13 protein-coding genes and 2 pseudogenes are annotated in these 16,130 nt (G+C 72.1%); 6 read left to right on the top strand and 9 right to left on the bottom strand.

All coding sequences use genetic code 11. The features are described 5' to 3' along the window. Positions 1–220: 220 nt before the first annotated feature. Entirely contained in the window at positions 221–544 is a 324-nt protein-coding gene (locus ABZ656_RS49245; RefSeq protein ID WP_054228734.1) for a hypothetical protein, read from the bottom strand. Positions 545–950: 406 nt separating this feature from the next. Here ABZ656_RS49245 and ABZ656_RS49240 point away from each other — a divergent pair, with 406 nt between their 5' ends. Next, positions 951–2,075, top strand: coding sequence for a PLP-dependent cysteine synthase family protein (locus ABZ656_RS49240; RefSeq protein ID WP_101407488.1), 1,125 nt, complete (start codon positions 951–953; stop codon positions 2,073–2,075). A gap of 136 nt (positions 2,076–2,211) precedes the next feature. Here ABZ656_RS49240 and ABZ656_RS49235 read toward each other — a convergent pair whose 3' ends face one another. Both ABZ656_RS49235 and ABZ656_RS49230 read right to left on the bottom strand, forming a co-directional pair. Beyond that, entirely contained in the window at positions 2,212–2,691 is a 480-nt protein-coding gene (locus ABZ656_RS49235; protein ID WP_360277980.1) for an SRPBCC family protein, read from the bottom strand. Between the two features lie 59 nt (positions 2,692–2,750). After that, complete coding sequence (locus tag ABZ656_RS49230) at positions 2,751–3,581, bottom strand: DeoR/GlpR family DNA-binding transcription regulator (protein ID WP_101407486.1); 831 nt, start codon at positions 3,579–3,581, stop codon at positions 2,751–2,753. A gap of 403 nt (positions 3,582–3,984) precedes the next feature. Between ABZ656_RS49230 and ABZ656_RS49225 the strand changes: the two genes are divergently transcribed. Beyond that, positions 3,985–6,204 (top strand): hypothetical protein, encoded by a 2,220-nt coding sequence (locus ABZ656_RS49225; RefSeq protein WP_360277984.1) that lies wholly within the window; start codon positions 3,985–3,987, stop codon positions 6,202–6,204. A 27-nt stretch (positions 6,205–6,231) separates the two neighbouring features. Here the strand turns inward: ABZ656_RS49225 and ABZ656_RS49220 are convergent, their stop codons facing one another. The 4 genes from ABZ656_RS49220 to ABZ656_RS49205 form a co-directional block, all read right to left on the bottom strand. Beyond that, positions 6,232–8,667 carry a right-handed parallel beta-helix repeat-containing protein gene (locus ABZ656_RS49220; protein ID WP_101407484.1) on the bottom strand — a complete coding sequence of 812 codons (2,436 nt, stop codon included), beginning with the start codon at positions 8,665–8,667 and terminating at the stop codon, positions 6,232–6,234. A 158-nt stretch (positions 8,668–8,825) separates the two neighbouring features. After that, entirely contained in the window at positions 8,826–9,431 is a 606-nt protein-coding gene (locus ABZ656_RS49215; protein ID WP_360277976.1) for a hypothetical protein, read from the bottom strand. 161 nt (positions 9,432–9,592) lie between these two features. Further along, complete coding sequence (locus ABZ656_RS49210) at positions 9,593–10,417, bottom strand: MOSC N-terminal beta barrel domain-containing protein (protein ID WP_360277973.1); 825 nt, start codon at positions 10,415–10,417, stop codon at positions 9,593–9,595. A 68-nt stretch (positions 10,418–10,485) separates the two neighbouring features. After that, entirely contained in the window at positions 10,486–10,929 is a 444-nt protein-coding gene (locus ABZ656_RS49205) for a DUF6643 family protein (RefSeq protein ID WP_075025618.1), read from the bottom strand. A gap of 323 nt (positions 10,930–11,252) precedes the next feature. On the opposite strand from ABZ656_RS49205, the gene ABZ656_RS49200 reads away from it, so the two are divergent. Further along, positions 11,253–12,644, top strand: a complete 1,392-nt coding sequence (locus ABZ656_RS49200; protein ID WP_360277970.1) for a TerD family protein — start codon at positions 11,253–11,255, stop codon at positions 12,642–12,644. A gap of 4 nt (positions 12,645–12,648) precedes the next feature. Here the strand turns inward: ABZ656_RS49200 and ABZ656_RS49195 are convergent, their stop codons facing one another. Next, positions 12,649–13,824: a glycosyltransferase gene (locus ABZ656_RS49195; protein ID WP_360277967.1), complete on the bottom strand. Its 1,176-nt coding sequence runs from the start codon at positions 13,822–13,824 to the stop codon at positions 12,649–12,651. Between the two features lie 58 nt (positions 13,825–13,882). Here ABZ656_RS49195 and ABZ656_RS49190 point away from each other — a divergent pair, with 58 nt between their 5' ends. Both ABZ656_RS49190 and ABZ656_RS49185 read left to right on the top strand, forming a co-directional pair. Then, entirely contained in the window at positions 13,883–14,668 is a 786-nt protein-coding gene (locus ABZ656_RS49190; protein WP_101407478.1) for an aspartate/glutamate racemase family protein, read from the top strand. 140 nt (positions 14,669–14,808) lie between these two features. Beyond that, the gene (locus ABZ656_RS49185) at positions 14,809–15,354 is read left to right on the top strand and encodes a hypothetical protein (protein ID WP_101407477.1); all 546 of its coding nucleotides are present in this window, start codon (positions 14,809–14,811) and stop codon (positions 15,352–15,354) included. 12 nt (positions 15,355–15,366) lie between these two features. On the opposite strand, the pseudogene ABZ656_RS49180 reads toward ABZ656_RS49185, so the two are convergent. Continuing rightward, a pseudogene (locus ABZ656_RS49180) lies at positions 15,367–16,047 on the bottom strand (O-antigen ligase family protein); the annotation flags it as partial. A 9-nt stretch (positions 16,048–16,056) separates the two neighbouring features. Here ABZ656_RS49180 and ABZ656_RS49175 point away from each other — a divergent pair. Then, positions 16,057–16,130: pseudogene (locus tag ABZ656_RS49175) on the top strand (respiratory nitrate reductase subunit gamma); the annotation flags it as partial.

Raw genomic sequence — 16,130 nt, 5'->3', positions numbered from 1 at the left:
CTGTGCCCGGCACGCCGAGAGCACGCAGAGCACGCACCTGACGCCGCAGGGCCCGCCCTCCGGGCGGACGACGGGAATGTGACGACAGGACCTAGGCGGCCGTCGGCCGGGGGCCGAAGGCCTGCGCGCAGGGCGTCGCCGGTCGCGAGTCGTGGGTGCCTGTGTCGGCCCTTGCCGGTGGCGAACCGAAGGCTCCCGTGTCGGTTGCCGCGCGGCCGACTCAGCCGTTGCGCCCCGCCGCCCTGCGAACCGCCTCTATGAACCGGCGCGCCGAGGGCGGCCCCGGCTTGCCCGGCGCGGGGTCGTGCTCGCCGAGCGTGAGTGAATAGCGGGTGCCGTTGACGTCGGCCAATGCCCGGTCCTCGGGGGCGAACCACGGCTTCGACGCCCGCACCGCCTGCACCGGCGCACTGTCGATCTCGCTGCCGTAACTCGTCAGCAATTCCAGCCTGCCGTCGCTGATCCGGACCTGTCCGGCCCGGGTGAGCGACCGAAGCCTCTTCCCGATCCGCACGCCCGTGGCCGTGAACTCCGGCTCCGCCATGATGCTCCGCCCCCTTGTGCGCGTCGGCTGTGCTCTGTCCCGCATCGCTCTGTCCCGCGTCGTTCTGTCCCGCGTCCCGGCCCCGGATCCCGCGCGGGTCGAGCTCCGGTGTGCGCGACCGCTCCGGGGTGTCATCCCGCGCGGCGCGGTCGGACGCGGGCCGCGTCCCCTGCGGTGCAGTCTGCCCGCAGGCAGCGACGAGCACCAGTGCGCATGACGAGGTGACGGCGGGGACGGGAGCACTCGCCCGGGTGCGCCCCCGTCGCTTCGGACACCCCTGCTCCAGGGGTGCCTTTGAGGTGCTCAAAGGTGTGTTTATGCAGGTGAGAAGCGTGCGCAAGGTGTTTATGATCGAGGCGTCCGACCATCTGAACCGGCGTCGGCGCGATGCGTAAGGAGCCCCGCCGTGAGCACCCCTCAGCAGATCCGGACCGGCGAAACCCTCGACGTCGACCACAGCGACGCGCGGTACCGGACCTGGCTCAAAGAAGCCGTGCGTAAGGTCCAGGCCGACGCGAACCGTTCGGCGGACACCCACCTGCTGCGCTTCCCGCTGCCCGAGGCGTGGGGTATCGATCTCTACCTCAAGGACGAGTCGACCCACCCCACCGGCAGCCTCAAGCACCGCCTCGCCCGCTCACTCTTCCTGTACGGGCTCTGCAATGGCTGGATCCGGCCGGGCCGACCGGTGATCGAGGCGTCCAGCGGCTCGACCGCGGTCTCCGAGGCGTACTTCGCGAAGCTGATCGGCGTGCCCTTCATCGCGGTCATGCCGCGCACCACCAGCGCCGAGAAGTGCCGTCTGATCGAGTTCCACGGCGGGCAGTGCCACTTCGTGGACGACTCCCGCAGGATGTACGAGGAGTCCGCCGCCCTGGCGGTCGAGACCGGCGGCCACTACATGGACCAGTTCACCTACGCGGAACGGGCCACGGACTGGCGCGGCAACAACAACATCGCCGAATCCATCTTCCGCCAGCTGGAGTTGGAGCGTTTCCCGGAGCCCGCGTGGATCGTCGCCACAGCCGGCACCGGCGGCACCTCGGCCACCCTCGCGCGCTACGTCCACTACATGCAGGCCGACACCCGTATCTGCGTCGCCGACCCGGAGAACTCGTGTTTCTTCGAGGGCTGGACCACCGGCGATGCGGACGTCACCTGCGACTGTGGCTCACGTATCGAGGGCATCGGCAGGCCCCGCATGGAGCCGAGCTTCGTGCCGGGCGCGATCGACCGGATGATGAAGGTGCCGGACGCCGCGAGCGTGGCGGCCGTACGGGCACTGGAACAGGCCATCGGCCGCAAGGCGGGCGGCTCGACCGGCACCGGGCTGTGGAGCGCGCTGAAGATCGTCGCCGAGATGGTGGCCGAGGGGCGCGAGGGGAGCGTGGTGACGCTGCTCTGCGACCCGGGGGACCGCTATCTCGACAAGTACTACTCGGACGCGTGGCTGGCCGAACAGGGGCTGGACATCGCGCCCTACACCGCTGCGATCGCGGCCCTGCTCCAGACGGGCGTCTGGCCGGACTGACCGCCTGGGCGCGGCTCAGGGGGCGCGTCCACGGGCGGACCCAGGGCCTGTTGTTCGGATCAGGCCTGGGCCACTGATCAAGCCCCGTCGCCTGAAACGACCCGATCCGAACGATCCGAACGACAGGCCCCGGACGTCACGCGTGAGTCGACGTCAGCCGTCGGTCCAGCGCCGTCACCGCCTGGCGGAACGCGCGGCCAAGACCCGCCCGGCCCAGTTTCAGGGCCAGCCGGAACGGGGCCGCGCCGTCGGCGGCGAAGGTCCACTGGACCCGGGTGCCCTTGCCGGCCGGAGTCAGCCGCCACTCCTCGAGCAGGGCCCGGGGTCCGGGCGCGTTCGTGACGTCCACCCGGTACGCGTACACCTCGGGGGTCTCGGCCACGAGGACCGTCTCCTGGAAGCGCGTACCGCCCCGGAGCCGGACCTCGCGTCCGGCGCCGTCCCCGGTCGGCCGGGCGAGCGTCACCGCCGAGAACCACTCGCTCCAGCCGGGCACGTCCTCGGCCAGCGCGCGGAAGACCACCTCGGGAGGGGCCGCCACCTCGCGGGCGAACACCAGACGCAGGGGAGCGGTCTCGGCGAAGTCGAGTTCCACCGGGCGCAGACGGCGTGCCATGGACGAAACCCCCACCTGGGATCGGAGCCGCGGGCAGCGTCACCTTAGCTGGCGGACCGTCAGATGTCTGTACCGTCCTCGGGCTCTCCGGCCACCACCAGGCGCCGCAGGTGCTCGGAGACCTCCGCCCGCGCCCCGGCCGGCAGCCCGGCGTCGGTGACCAGCGTGTCGACCTGGTCCAGCGCGGCGAACGAACTCAGCCCCACCGTGCCCCACTTGGTGTGGTCGGCGACCACGACGACCCGCCGTGCGGACTGCACCAGCCGCCGGTTGGTCTCGGCCTCCGCCAGGTTCGGCGTCGACAGGCCCGCCTCGACCGATATCCCGTGCACCCCGAGGAACAGCACGTCGAAGTGGAGCGCCGCGATGGCCTGGTCGGCAACGGGGCCGACCAGCGAGTCGGACGGGGTGCGCACCCCGCCCGTCAGCACGACCGTGGCCGCGCCCTGCCGCTGGCCGGAGAGGCGCTGCGCCGAGTGGAAGACATCGGCGACCCGCACCGAGTTGGTGACCACGGTCAGGTCCGGCACGTCAAGGAGCTGATGGGCCAGCGCGTACGTCGTCGTACCGCCCGAGAGCGCGATCGCCGTGCCCGGCGCGACCAGCTCGGCGGCGGCCCGCGCGATGTCCTCCTTGGCGGTCAGCTCCAGACCCGACTTGGCCTCGAAACCCGGCTCGTGCGTACTCGCCTCGACCAGCGGCACCGCGCCGCCGTGCACCTTCTCCACCACGCCCTGGCGGGCGAGCGCGTCGAGGTCACGACGGACCGTCATGTCGGAGACGCCGAGCTTGCGGGTCAGCTCGTTCACCCGGACGCCGCCCCGACGCCGTACCTCGTCGAGAATCAGGGCGCGACGCTGCTCCGCGAGAAGGTTCTGATTCTCACTCACGTCCGCTCCGATCCTCGCGCCACAAGCTGCCCGCCACTCCGTCCGAACCCACTCCCACGTGGACATTCTCCTTGTCCTAGGCCTGGAGGACGACCCATCCTCGCACGGGCCACCGACACGTGCGCCACTCCCCGCAAGGACACCGCGTCCCGCCCGCCGCGTCACTGTCACACGTATCGGGGAGATTCCGTGACCACAGGTGCGCGCGCACCCCTGAACGGAGATCCTTGTACCTGCACATGACACATGCCAGACGCGCGCACGGGGGAAGTGCAGAAAAGTGGAACGTGCACGGGAACACGCCGCGGCGGGAGAGCTCAGCGGCCCCGCACAGCGGCCCGAAGCCGCCGATACCGCCCTCGAACTCCTGGTCCACGGAGTCGGCGGCACCACGCCCGAGGAGATGCTGGACGATCCGCGGACGGTCCGGATCAGCGGCGACGACACCGCGGCCGTGTACCGGCGCGTCGACGACGCCGACGCGGAGCGGCGCCCCGAAGCCTACCGGGGCAAACCGGTCCCCGAGGCCTATGTGTGGTGCAACCTCACCTCAGGCAACGGAACCCGGGCCCTGTGGCTGTTGCTGCTGCCCTTCATGGTCGTCAACCTCGCGCACTGGATGCGTCCCGCCACCCGCGGCCGCACCCGGACGGTCCGCCTGTACGGCCTGCTCGTCCGGCTCACCGGGCTCACCCTCACCGTGCTGCTGGTCGCCGCGGCCTGCGAGGTCGCCCTGGACCTGACCGCCTGGCAGTGCGCGGGCACCCGCGCGTGTGCCGAGGCGCACTCCTGGCTGGGCTTCCTCTCCCCGGACCTGTCCGACAACGGCTGGTGGAGCCGGCCCGGCCGCCGCCTCGCCCTGGCGGGCCTGGTGCCCGCGGGTCTCACCTGCCTGCTCTGGTACCTCTCGCACCGCACCTGGAGCGCGTACGAGTCCCAGCAGCCCGTGTCCCGCAGGCCCGAGCCTGCCGAGGAGACCGGCCGCACCGGGCTCGGCAGGCCCGGCTTCTGGTACGGGCGCCGTCTGGTGGCCCGGCTGCGCGCCGCGCACACCGCGGCGGGACTTCTCACCGTCACCGCCGCCGTCGGCGGCCCCGCGGCCCGCTTCGACCGGGAGACCGGGGGACCCGCCGTGCTCGGGATCCTCGGTCTGCTGCTGTACGCATCGCTCGTCGTGGGCACCGTCGTCGTGGTGTGGGTGGTCTGCCGGCGCGGGCGCAGCGAACACCGGCTGGACCAGGAACTGGACGCGACCCTGGTGCGTCTGCTGCCCCTGGGTTCGATCGTCCTGTTCTCCCTGACCCTGCTGTACGCCGGATGGCCACGGCCCGGCTGGCACTCGGCGGGGCGGCTGCCGGGCGACGCGACCTTCGGAGGCCTCGCCCTCGCCCAGGGGGTGCTCGTCATCGCGCTCGGCGTGGTGGCCCGCGTTCTGTACCGCACCCGGCCCGACCCGCGCACCGCCCTGCGCGGTCTGGCCGGACCCGCCGTCGCGATGCTGGCCTGCGCCCTGGGCGGCGTGATGTCCGGCGGAGTCGCCCAGCGCGTCGCCGACTGGCTGGACGGCACGCGCGGCTCGCTGCCCGGCCCGCCCGTCCTGCTGACCTGGCAGGCGTCCGTGATCCCGCCGACGCTCCTCGTGCTCCTCGGCCTGTGCGGCCGACTGGCCCTGCGTACCTGGCGGCTGCGCGGCCTCGAGGCGTGCGAGGTGGAGCTCGACTACCGGGGCGAGGCCAAGGACACCACCCGCACCGGCCGTATCGCGAGCACGCGCGCGATGGCCGCCCTCACCGACCGGGCGCCCCTCGTGGTCGGCGTGATCTCGTTCGTGACCCTGCTCCTCGGCGCCGGAGCCCTGGTGGGCGTCCTGGCCACCGGTGACGCTCCGGCGGAGGCCGCGCGAGGGTCGTACGCCTTCGTCCGAGGCGCCGCCGAAACCGCGCAGGCGCTCGGGTCCTGGCTGATCGGCCTCGGCTTCATACTTCTCGTCACCTCGGGGCGGCGCGCCTACAAGGACCCGGCGGCCCGCCGCACCATCGGCATCCTCTGGGACGTCGGCACCTTCTGGCCGCGCGCCGCCCACCCCTTCGCGCCGCCCTGTTACGCCGAGCGTGCCGTGCCCGACCTGACGTGGCGCATGGTCACCTGGACCCGCGCCACCGGCGGGCGCCTGGTGCTCTCCGGGCACTCCCAGGGCAGTGTGCTGGCCGCCGCCGCGGCCTGGCAGCTGAAACCCTCCGTACGCAGGCGGGTCGCACTGCTCACCTACGGCTCACCCCTGGAACGGCTCTACGGGCGTTGGTTCCCGGCGCACTTCGGCCCGGCCGCCCTCACCTCCCTGCACCGGGAGGTCGACTGCTGGCGCAACCTGTACCGCCTCACCGACCCCATCGGCGGCCCCATACGGCTGCCCGGCGACTGCGGCCCCCAGGTCGACCGCGCGCCCCTGAAGGACCCGCTCGCCTACGGACGCACCCAGGAGCATCCGCTGCCCGCGCCGATCCTCGGACACGGGGACTACCAGGCGGACCCGGCCTTCGCCGAGGAACGCGAACGGCTGCTGGCGCGGTTGCGGCCGGAGGCGGTACCGGGCCCCCGCCCCGACGGCGACGCCACGACCTGAGGGCGACCACCCGTCCACGGGCGAGACTCAGGGCAGCTCCGGCAGGTCCTCCGGATAGAGCAGCGTGAGGTCGTCCGTGCTCGGCTCCTCGAGTTGGGCGACCCGCCCCGCGTGCCGCTCGACCATCGCCTCGAAGGTCTGCCGCGCGGTGCGGCCGTTGCCGAACGCCGGGCCCTTGGGGATGGCCGTGAAGTACTTCAGCAGCGCCTCGGGCGCGCCGGGCGCCAGGCTGTACTCGTGCTCCTCGGCCTGCTGCTCCACGATCCGCAGCAGTTCCTCGGGGATGTAGTCGCTGAAGGTGATGGTCCGTGAGAAGCGGGATGCCACGCCGGGGTTGACGGTGAGAAAGCGCTCCATCTCGGCCGTGTAGCCCGCGACGATCACGACGACGGCGTCCCGGTGGTCCTCCATCAGCTTCACGAGCGTGTCGATGGCCTCACGGCCGAAGTCGCGGCCAGAGTCCTCCGGCGACAGCGCGTACGCCTCGTCGATGAACAGGACACCGCCGCGCGCCCTTTCGAACGCCTCCTGGGTGCGGATCGCCGTGGAGCCGATGTGCTCGCCCACCAGGTCGACGCGGGACACCTCGACCAGGTGCCCCTGCTCCAGGACACCGAGCGAGGCCAGGATCTCGCCGTACAGCCGGGCGACCGTCGTCTTGCCGGTGCCGGGGGAGCCGGTGAAGACCAGGTGGCGGCGGGCGGAGGCCGCCTTGAGGCCCGCCTGCTGTCTGCGGCGGCCCACCTCGATCATGTCGGTGAGGGCGCGCACCTCGCGCTTGACGCTCTCCAGGCCCACCAGCCCGTCGAGTTCACCGAGGACGACCTTCGATGTACGGGCCGGCTGCGCGGGCTCGGGCTCCGAGGCGGTGACGAGCGGTTCCTGCTCGGTGGAGCGCTGGCCCGGGATCGAGCCGAGCAGGCTCGTGGACGGGTTGGACGTCTGCACGGCCGTCTCGTGCGCCGGGGGGCGCACTCCGGCGCTCTCGTCGCTCGTGCAGTCCTCGACGACCGGGCCGCCGCCCGGGGCGTTGCCGCCGTCGGCGAACTCGTAACCCCCGCGTGCGCAGCGCTCCGTACGGCACTTCTTCAGCGTCGCCCGACAGCCGTCGATGACATGGAAGCCATAGCCCCCGCTGCCCGTCACCCGGCAGTTGTGGAAGCTGCCGCGGCCACCCGCCGACACATAGAAACCGGCCTCCGCGGGGGAGCCGACCGTGCAGCGCTCGATGGTGGGGTCGGCGCCCTTGGTGACGATCACGCCGGTCTGGGTGCCGTCCACGGTGCAGCCGGACAGGGTGCCGCCGCTCCCGTGGTCACGGAACCAGGCGCCCGTCGCGGCGTCGCGGATGCGGCAGTCGTCGAGCTGCGCGGTCGCGCCGTCGCTCACCGAGACGGCGGTATTGCGCACTTGGGAGAGGTCGCTGTCGACGACGTCCACGCGTGAACCGCGGTCGAGGACGAACAGGGCGTCGGGCACGTCGTGCACCCGGCAGGACTCGAGCACCGCGGTCGCGCCGTCGCTGACCCACACCGCGGGGTAGTCGCCCGTGCTGTCGAAGATCTCGCACTGGTTGGCGTCCACGCGCGTGCCCGGGTCCCAGACCGACAGGCCGTTGCGCCCGAACTGCCGGACGGTGGTGCGGGTCAGGGTGAGGACCGAGCGGGAACGCAGGTCCACCGCGTTCTCCGGGATGTCGTGGATGCGGCAGTCGGCGAGCGTGAGTACGGCGTCCGTGTCCAGGGTGACGCCGTCCGACGTCGTGCGGTGCACATCGCAGTCGGTGAGATGGGCCGCGGCGCGCGCGGTGATCTGCACGCCGGAGCCCTTGACCTCGTACACCTCGCAACCGACCGCCTCCAGCGAGGAGTTCTCGCCGGTCACCGACAGGCCCGCGCCGGAGGCGTGGTGCACCCGGCAGCGCTCCAGACGGGGATGCGCGCCACCGCGGACCGCGATGCCGGACTGTCCGGCCGCGACGACCTCGCACTCCTCGAACACGCCACCGCCGCCGTCGACTACGGCGATGCCGATGCCGGCCGGATTGTCGACCGTGCAGCGCCGCACGGTCGGACGGGCGCCGCCTCGCACCTCGATGCCGGCCGCGGAGCGCGTGACGATCCGCACGTCGAGGAGCTCCGGGGTGCCCTCCTCGACGAGCAGCGCGGGCGCCGCCGAGTCCTGGCCCTCCACGTGCAGGTCCTGGACCACGGCTGAGGCGCGCACGGTCAGCGGCACACCGTCCACGGGCGCGATGCGCACGGAACCGGGGGAGCCCTCCGGGCCGCGCAGCGTCACCGCGCGCTGGACCACGAGATTCTCCCGGTAGGTGCCGGGTGCGACGGTGAGCACGTCCCCGTCGGCCGCGGCCTCCAGGGCGGCGGCCAGCGATGCGTACTCTCCTGTGCGGCGCCGCCACCGCGAGGTGCCGGTGTGCGTCACCTGGACCGTGCCCTGTGCCATGGCGCTGTTGTGCCCCCACCTCGTCGTACGCGGGTCCTGCGAGGCCGTGCTGAAACCCCGTCGCGATCAAGAACAGCTTCTCACGACGGCGCCGAACGATTCGGTCGGTCCACCGTAGCGTGCGCGGGCACGGTGGGTTGACCGGAGCCGGAAGGCGGTCAGCTGCCGGTGCCCGTCCTGCCCCAGTCCGGACCCGCCCTGTCCCATGCCTGATCCCAACGGGCGTAACGGCGAAGGGTCATGCGCCACACGATCAGACGTCTGCCGCTGTCGAGGAGCCCGGCGGTGAGCAGGGCCGCGCCGATGCCCGCCAGCACGGCGTGCGTCGTCGCGGTGGCCGAATCCAGCGGGCGGGCGACCATGTCACCGTGCTCGTCGGTCCAGAGGGTGAAGTGGTCGCCCTTGTGCGGTGATTTGAGGGCGGCTAGCACCTTGCCGTGATGCGCCGAGCCGTCCGGAGCGGTCCAGTCGGCGAGCACACGGCTGTGCGGATCCTGCGCCGACGAGGCCTCGGGATCGGGGTCCAGCGGGGCCCGGTCCGCCTTGCCGACCACAGTGGCCGTCACTTCGTGGCGGGCCAGGTGCTGGTCCCGAACGGCCTGTTGGAGGGCGTCCTGCGCCGTCGCTCCGGTGAGGGCGCCGAGCAGGGGCGCGAGGGTGAGGATCAGCAGGACGGCCAGCAGGGCCAGCCACGCCTCGACCAGATCGGTCGTGCGGCGCAGCGGATTGTGCCGCCAACGCCAGAGTCCGCCGATAGCTCGCACCGTCCCGCACCCCCTTTCGCCTCCGTGATAACCCCCGGCGGAGCCGTTCATATGTGAGCCCCGGGAAAGAGAGAGCGAAATCACCCTTCCCGCGGGTCTTTCATGAACTTCTCACGCAGTCTCAACGACCGTGCCCGGGGCCCGGGTTCCCCGCGGGCGGGTCATTCGAGGACCGTGACCGGATCGCCGATCCGCACCGTGCCGCGGGACTCCGGCACCAGGTTCTGTCCGAAGACGAGCTGGGAGCCGAAGCGACGGTGGCGTCCGAGCGTGCGCAGCGGCTCCTTGCCGCGCTGGGCGGTGTCCTGGTCGGTGGTGGTCACGACGCAGCGGCCGCACATCTTGGGCACCCGGAAGCTGACGTCGCCGATGGCGATCCGCCGCCAGCCGTCCTCGGCCCATGCCGTCGTGCCCGCCACCACCACGTTCGGCCGGAAACGGTTCATCGGGAGGGGGCCCTCGTCGGCGCGGTCGCCCCGCGCGATCAAGGAGTTGAGCGCGTCCAGCGAGGCGAGGGTGGTGACCAGCAGGGGGTAGCCGTCGGCGAAGCTGACGCTCTCGCCCGGACGCGCGTAGTCCGGGTCCACCGGCCTGCGTGTGGCGGGATCGTCCATGTGGAGGAGACGCACCTCGGTCCCCAGATAGTCACTGCACCAGGCGTGCGCGCCCGCGTCGGCGAGGACCGCCTCCACCCTGTCGCCGAAGAGATCCAGCGGCGTCGTGCCGGCCGGCTGGGGCACGAGGACGGTCAGTGGCTCACGGCCGGGCGCGGACAGACGTATGCCGCCGCCGGGCAGCAGCTCGGCGGCGGCCAGTGCCAGCCGTGGTTGCTGACGCTGGGTGACGACCTTTCCCCCGTCGTCGATCAGTACCCAGCGTCGGTCTCCGGCCAGCCCCCAGGGCTCCACGACGGCCTCCCGAAACGAGAGAGCCCGGAATGCCTTGACCGGATGGACATGGATCGAGTACAGCTCCGCATTCCCCATGGCTCCATCGTGCCAGCGGGCACCGACATTCCGGTCCGAATGCCGAGGTGCCCGCGTACCTCAGCCCCTCAGTACCCGCGGTACTGCTGGTTGTTGTACGGGTCCTGGTACGGAGCCGGGGCGGGGCGGGGAGCCGCGGGGCGCATCGCCTCGTAGCCGGTGCCGGCCGCCATCGGGCGCTGCGGCTGCTGCTGGGGTCCCGGGTAGCCGCGCGGGGCGCCGGCCTGCTGCGGGATGTAGGGCGCCGGGGCCTGCTGCAGCGGTGCGGGCTGCTGGGCCTGCGGGTAGCCGCCGTACATGGGGGCCTGCTGCGAGGGTCCGGCGGGCAGGGCGGGAAGTGCCGAGGGGAGCGCGGGAAGGTAGCTGCTGCCCGTGTCGTAGGCGGCGGGAACCCTGATCGGGGCGATCTGGGGAGTGCCCCGCTCGGCGACCAGGGAGTCGTAGATCGGGGTGTCCGGGAAGGACGGCGCGGAGTAGTAACCGCCGCCATAGGTGGAGCGGGGGGAGGTCATGGCACATAAGTTAAGCCCACGATGTGCTGGTTGGGGAGACCGATAAGAGGGTTGTTTTCCGTGTCGGCAGTGACGCGGGATCCCCAATGCGAGCGAACTCGGCAAAAAAGGGCGTCAAGCAGGGTTCGGATCGTGTAAAGGCCGAGTTCCGAGGGGGTTACCGGTGGTTGGCCAGCAGTCTTCGAGGTCCCTCGTGCGATCTTCCGGAGCACGTCACAGGAGTTCGCCGCTTTGGGGGAATAGGTTTGGTCGGGAAAGGGCCCGGGGGACGGCCGGAGGCGCGGCCTGACGCGGTGACGCGGTGACACGTGTTGGGGGCGGACATGACAATGCCTAAAGGTTCGAATGTTCCTGTGCCGACGCGCGCGTTGCGCGTCGAAATGGGGTGGCGTTCGGGGCCCGGAGTGCCCGACGCGGATGCCTCCGCACTGTTGCTGGTCTCCGGAAAAGTCCGCTCCGACGGCGACTTCGTGTTCTACAACCAGCCGGCACACCCCTCCGGCGCCGTGCGGCACGAGGGCAAGCGGGGCGACGGCGGTCAGGTGACCGACACACTGTTCGTCGACCTCGCGCGCGTGGAGGGCGCGATCGAGACCGTGGTGCTGGCCGCCTCCGCGGACGGCGGCACCTTCGGGCAGGTGCCCGGTCTGTACATCCGCGTGCTCGACGCGGGGCAGGGCACGGAGATCGCGCGCTTCGACAGCAAGGACGCGACCGTCGAGACCGCCTTCGTGCTCGGCGAGTTCTACCGGCGCCAGGGTGCCTGGAAGTTCCGCGCGGTCGGACAGGGGTACAGCAGCGGACTGGAAGGGCTGGCGAAGGACTACGGAATCACGGTGGACGAGCCGCAGCACGCGCCGCCCCCGCCGCCCTCCACCACGCGGATCGCCCCCGTACCCCATGCCCCCGCCTCGCCTGGGCCCACACCCCCCGCCGCCATGCCGCCCGCGCGCGGTACACGTGTGGCGGGTCCGCCACCGGTCGGGCCGCCGGTGAACATGCCCCCGCCGGTCGCCCCGCCCGTCACCGTGTCGCCCCCCACCATCGCTCCGCCGCCCGCCCGGCCAGGGGCCCCGGTCCGCCTCTCCAAGGTCACGCTCACCAAGGAGGCGCCCTCGGTCTCGCTGACGAAACAGGGCGGCACGTCCGGCGCCATGCGCGTCAACCTCAACTGGCAGGTCCGCAAGCAGTTCTCGGGGTGGGGCAGCAAGCGGGGCCGGGCCGTCGCGGCGCACAGGGACCTCGATCTCGACCTCTGCGCCCTGTACGAGCTGTCCGACGGCCGCAAGGGAGTCGTCCAGGCGCTGGGCAACGCCTTCGGGGCGCTGCACCAGCCGCCGTACATCCACCTCGACGGCGACGACCGCACCGGTGCCGTGGGGAGCGGCGAGAACCTCACCGTCAACCTCGACCACAAGCAGAGTTTCCGGCGCATCCTCATCTTCGTCACCATCTACGAAGGGGCGCGTTCGTTCGCCGACCTGCACGCCACGGTCACCCTGCAACCGCTGAACGGTGCCCCCGTCGACTTCTCGCTCGACGAGTGCACCGTGCCCTCGACGGTCTGCGCCCTGGCCCTCATCACCAACAACGGCGGCGACCTGATCGTCCAGCGTGAAGCCCGCTACCTCGTCCCCGAGCGCGGCGTGAGCCCGCAGCGCACGGTGGACCGCGTCTACGGGTGGGGCATGAACTGGACCCCCGGCAGAAAGTGACCGGTCAGCGCTCGTCGAGCGCGGTGTCCGGGCGGGCGTAGGTGCGGCCTTTCCAGGCCGCGCCGCGCCCCCTGTAGTGCTGCACCGCGGAATCGACCGTCATGAGGAGGTACAGGAACGCGGTCACCGGCAGGGACGCGGCGAGCCACAGGGGCTGCCGGTAGTAGCGCAGCATCGGCAGATACGTCGCCGCCATCAGCAGCCACGCGAGCCCTCCGGCCGCCGCGATCCCCGTATGCCCGGAGTAGAGACCTGTGAAGAGGGCGACCGGCGGTACCAGGTACACCACGGCGAGGCCGAGGACCGTACCGAGGAGCAGCAGCGGGTTGTGCCGCAGCTGGGCGTACGCGCTGCGCGAGACCATGCGCCACAGGTCGTGCAGCCGGGGATAGGGACGCACGCTGTCGACCCGCTCGGCCAGCCCCAGCCAGATGTGGCCCCCGCTCCCCTTGATCGCCCTCGCGAGCGCGACGTCGTCGATGACGGCGTGCCGGATGGCGTCCGGAATCCGCGCCCGCTCCGCGGCGTCCGCGCGCAGCAGTACGCAACCGCCCGCCGCGGCCGCCGTCCGCGAGCCCTTCACCGCGATCCACCGGAAGGGATAGAGCTGTGCGAAGAAGTAGACGAAGGCGGGGACGACGAGCCGCTCCCACACGCTCTCCACCCGCAGCCGGGCCATCTGCGAGACCAGGTCGAAGCTGCCGGTGCGCGCCGCGGCGACCAGCGTCCGCAGGCTGTCCGGCGCGTGCGCGATGTCCGCGTCCGTCAGCAGCAGGTATTCGGGGCCACGTGCGTGTGCCAGTCCGATGCCGTGACGCACGGCCCAGAGCTTGCCGGTCCAGCCCGCGGGCGGTTCCCCGGGTGAGCCGACGGTGAGCGGCAGCCCGCCGTGCGTACGGGCCAGCTCGCGGGCCAGTTCCCCGGTGCCGTCCGAGCTGCCGTCGTCGACGAGGAAGACCTCGGCCCGCCCCGGATAGTCCTGGGCGAGCAGCGAGGGCAGGCTCTCGGGCAGCACGGCGGCCTCGTCGCGTGCCGGTACGACGATGCAGACGGACGGCCAGTCGTCCGGTTCCCGACGCGGGGGCAGCCGCAGATCCGTACGCCAGAAGAAGCCTTGGCCGAGCAGCAGCCACAGCCAGGCGGCCAGTGATCCCACGGTGATCCACGCGACGGCACTCACCCGCCGCAGTCTGCCCCACCCCGGGGGTCCGCCGAGGCGGATCGTCTATGGTGACCGGGTGAAGATCGCGCTCATGGACTCCGGAATCGGACTGCTCGCTGCTGCCGCCGCGGTACGTCGACTGCGGCCCGACGCCGATCTCGTGCTCTCCTCTGACCCCGGCAGCATGCCCTGGGGACCGCGTACGCCCGAGGACGTGACCGCCCGCGCCCTCGCCGTCGCCGAGGCCGCCGCGCAGTACCGTCCCGACGCCCTGATCGTCGCCTGCAACACCGCCTCCGTACGAGCCCTGCCGACGTTGCGGGCCCGGCTGGAGCCGGAGGTGCCCGTCATCGGCACGGTCCCGGCGATCAAGCCGGCTGCGGCCGGTGGGGGACCCGTCGCGATCTGGGCCACGCCCGCCACCACCGGCAGCCCTTATCAGCGCGGACTCATCGGCGAGTTCGCGGACGGGGTGTCCGTGACCGAAGTGGCCTGCCCCGGGCTCGCCGACGCCGTGGAGCACGGTGACCAGGAGGGCATCGACGCCGCGATCGCCACGGCGGCCGAGCGCACCCCCGGCGATGTAAGGGCCGTCGTCCTGGGCTGCACCCATTACGAGCTGGTCGCCGAACGCATCCGTACGGCCTTGCAGCAGCCCGGCCTCCCGCCGCTCGTGCTGCACGGCTCCGCCGGGGCGGTCGCCGCGCAGGCACTGCGCAGGATCGGCGAGCTCCCGGACCCGGCGGCCCCCGCCGAGGGCTCCCTCACCGTGCTCCTCGGCGGCAGCGAGGGCGGTCTGTCGACGACCGCGCTGGCGTACGAGGAAGGCCGCCTTCTTCAGGCGGTCAGCCCCGTCCGCTGAGCCTGTCGCCGGGCGGAGGTCTCCGAACGGCGAACCGCCCGTCACCGCCCGAGCGCCCTGCGTGCGCCGCGCGCCCACCCGGAGCAGTGACCCTCCGCGACCCGGTGCCCGCGGTGCGGAACCTGAGTAGTCTCGTAAACATGAGGGACCATTCCCGCGGCGAAAACTTCTCGCACCCTGATGTCTGGACCGGGCGTGCGACCAATCGCGTCCAGTGGCTGCCCGCCATAGGCGGGGCCGCCTGCATCGCGCTGGGCGTCGAACTGGCCGTCGACTCGACGTGGACGTCGGGTGTAGCGGCGCTCGCCATGTCCGTTGTCGGGTGCATCGCGGCGGGACTGCTCATCATGTTCGGCACGCTCGCCTTCGTGCACGTCGCCGTGAAGGTCGACAAGGACTGCCTAGAGGTGCGCTGCGGCCACGTCGGTCTGCCCCGCCGGCGTATTCCGCTCTCGAGTGTCGTCGGCGCCGACTTCGCCCCGCGGGTCACCCCGCGGCAGTGGGGCGGCTGGGGCTATCGCTGGCGTCCCGACAAGGGCACCGCGGTCATCGTCCGGCGCGGCGAGGGCGTGGTGCTCAGGCTCGGCGACGGACACACGTTCACCATCACGGTGGACAACGCGGAGGCGATGGTCCGGATCATCCGGGACCGGCTGCGGCCGGCCACGCCCGGCGCGGTCATCTGACCGTCGCGCGGTTCACGGATCCAGCCGGTTCCTCAGGGGTTGGTCTCCCGCGTTCAGGACGCTCTCCAGGTCCTCGTCGACCAGGGGCCGTGCCGAAGCGAGCCCCGCGAGCAGCCCCGCACCCGCCGTCACCGTGGTGAAGCTCAGCGCGTTGCCCAGCGAGGCGATCACGGCCAGCGCCGTGAGGGCCGCGCCCGCCGTCAGCGCGATCGTCGTGGACCGCGGCGAACGCCACAGTGAATAAAGGACCCAGCCGAAGACCGCGGCGAGCAGCGCGACGCCGACCAGACCCTGCTCGGCCGCCTGCTGCCACGGTGCCGAGTGGGGCTTGCCGTCGGGCAGCAGCGACTGCGTGACCGTCGGGCTGAGTTCCCCGTACCGCCCGGGCCCCACGCCCAGGGTGGGATGGTGTCCGGCCAGGTGGAGCGCGTCGCGCCAGAGCAGGATCCGGTGCTCGGTGAGCTGCCCCTCCAGGGAGGCGGTCAGACCGTCCGGCAGCACGTTCTCCGCGATCGCCCAGGTCGCGCCCGCCACCAGCGCCGCGGTGAGAGCGAGACCCCCGAGTCCGAGGGCGCGGCGGCGCACGCGGTCGGCGGCGAGCGAGCACAGCAGCACTCCGGCGCCGGCGGCGCATCCCGTGGCCGAGCCGAGCACCGCCGCGCTCACCACGATCCCGACGGCGAGCAGACGCAGCAACACCGGTGGCTGCGCTTCGCCAGCCCGCTGTTCCACCTGGGTGCCTTCATGGTGATCGCCGGGCATGTGGTGGGCCTCGC

The organism is Streptomyces sp. NPDC007095 (genome assembly GCF_040634475.1).
Classification (GTDB): Bacteria; Actinomycetota; Actinomycetes; order Streptomycetales; family Streptomycetaceae; genus Streptomyces.
This window is presented reverse-complemented; position numbering and strand designations above follow the sequence as displayed.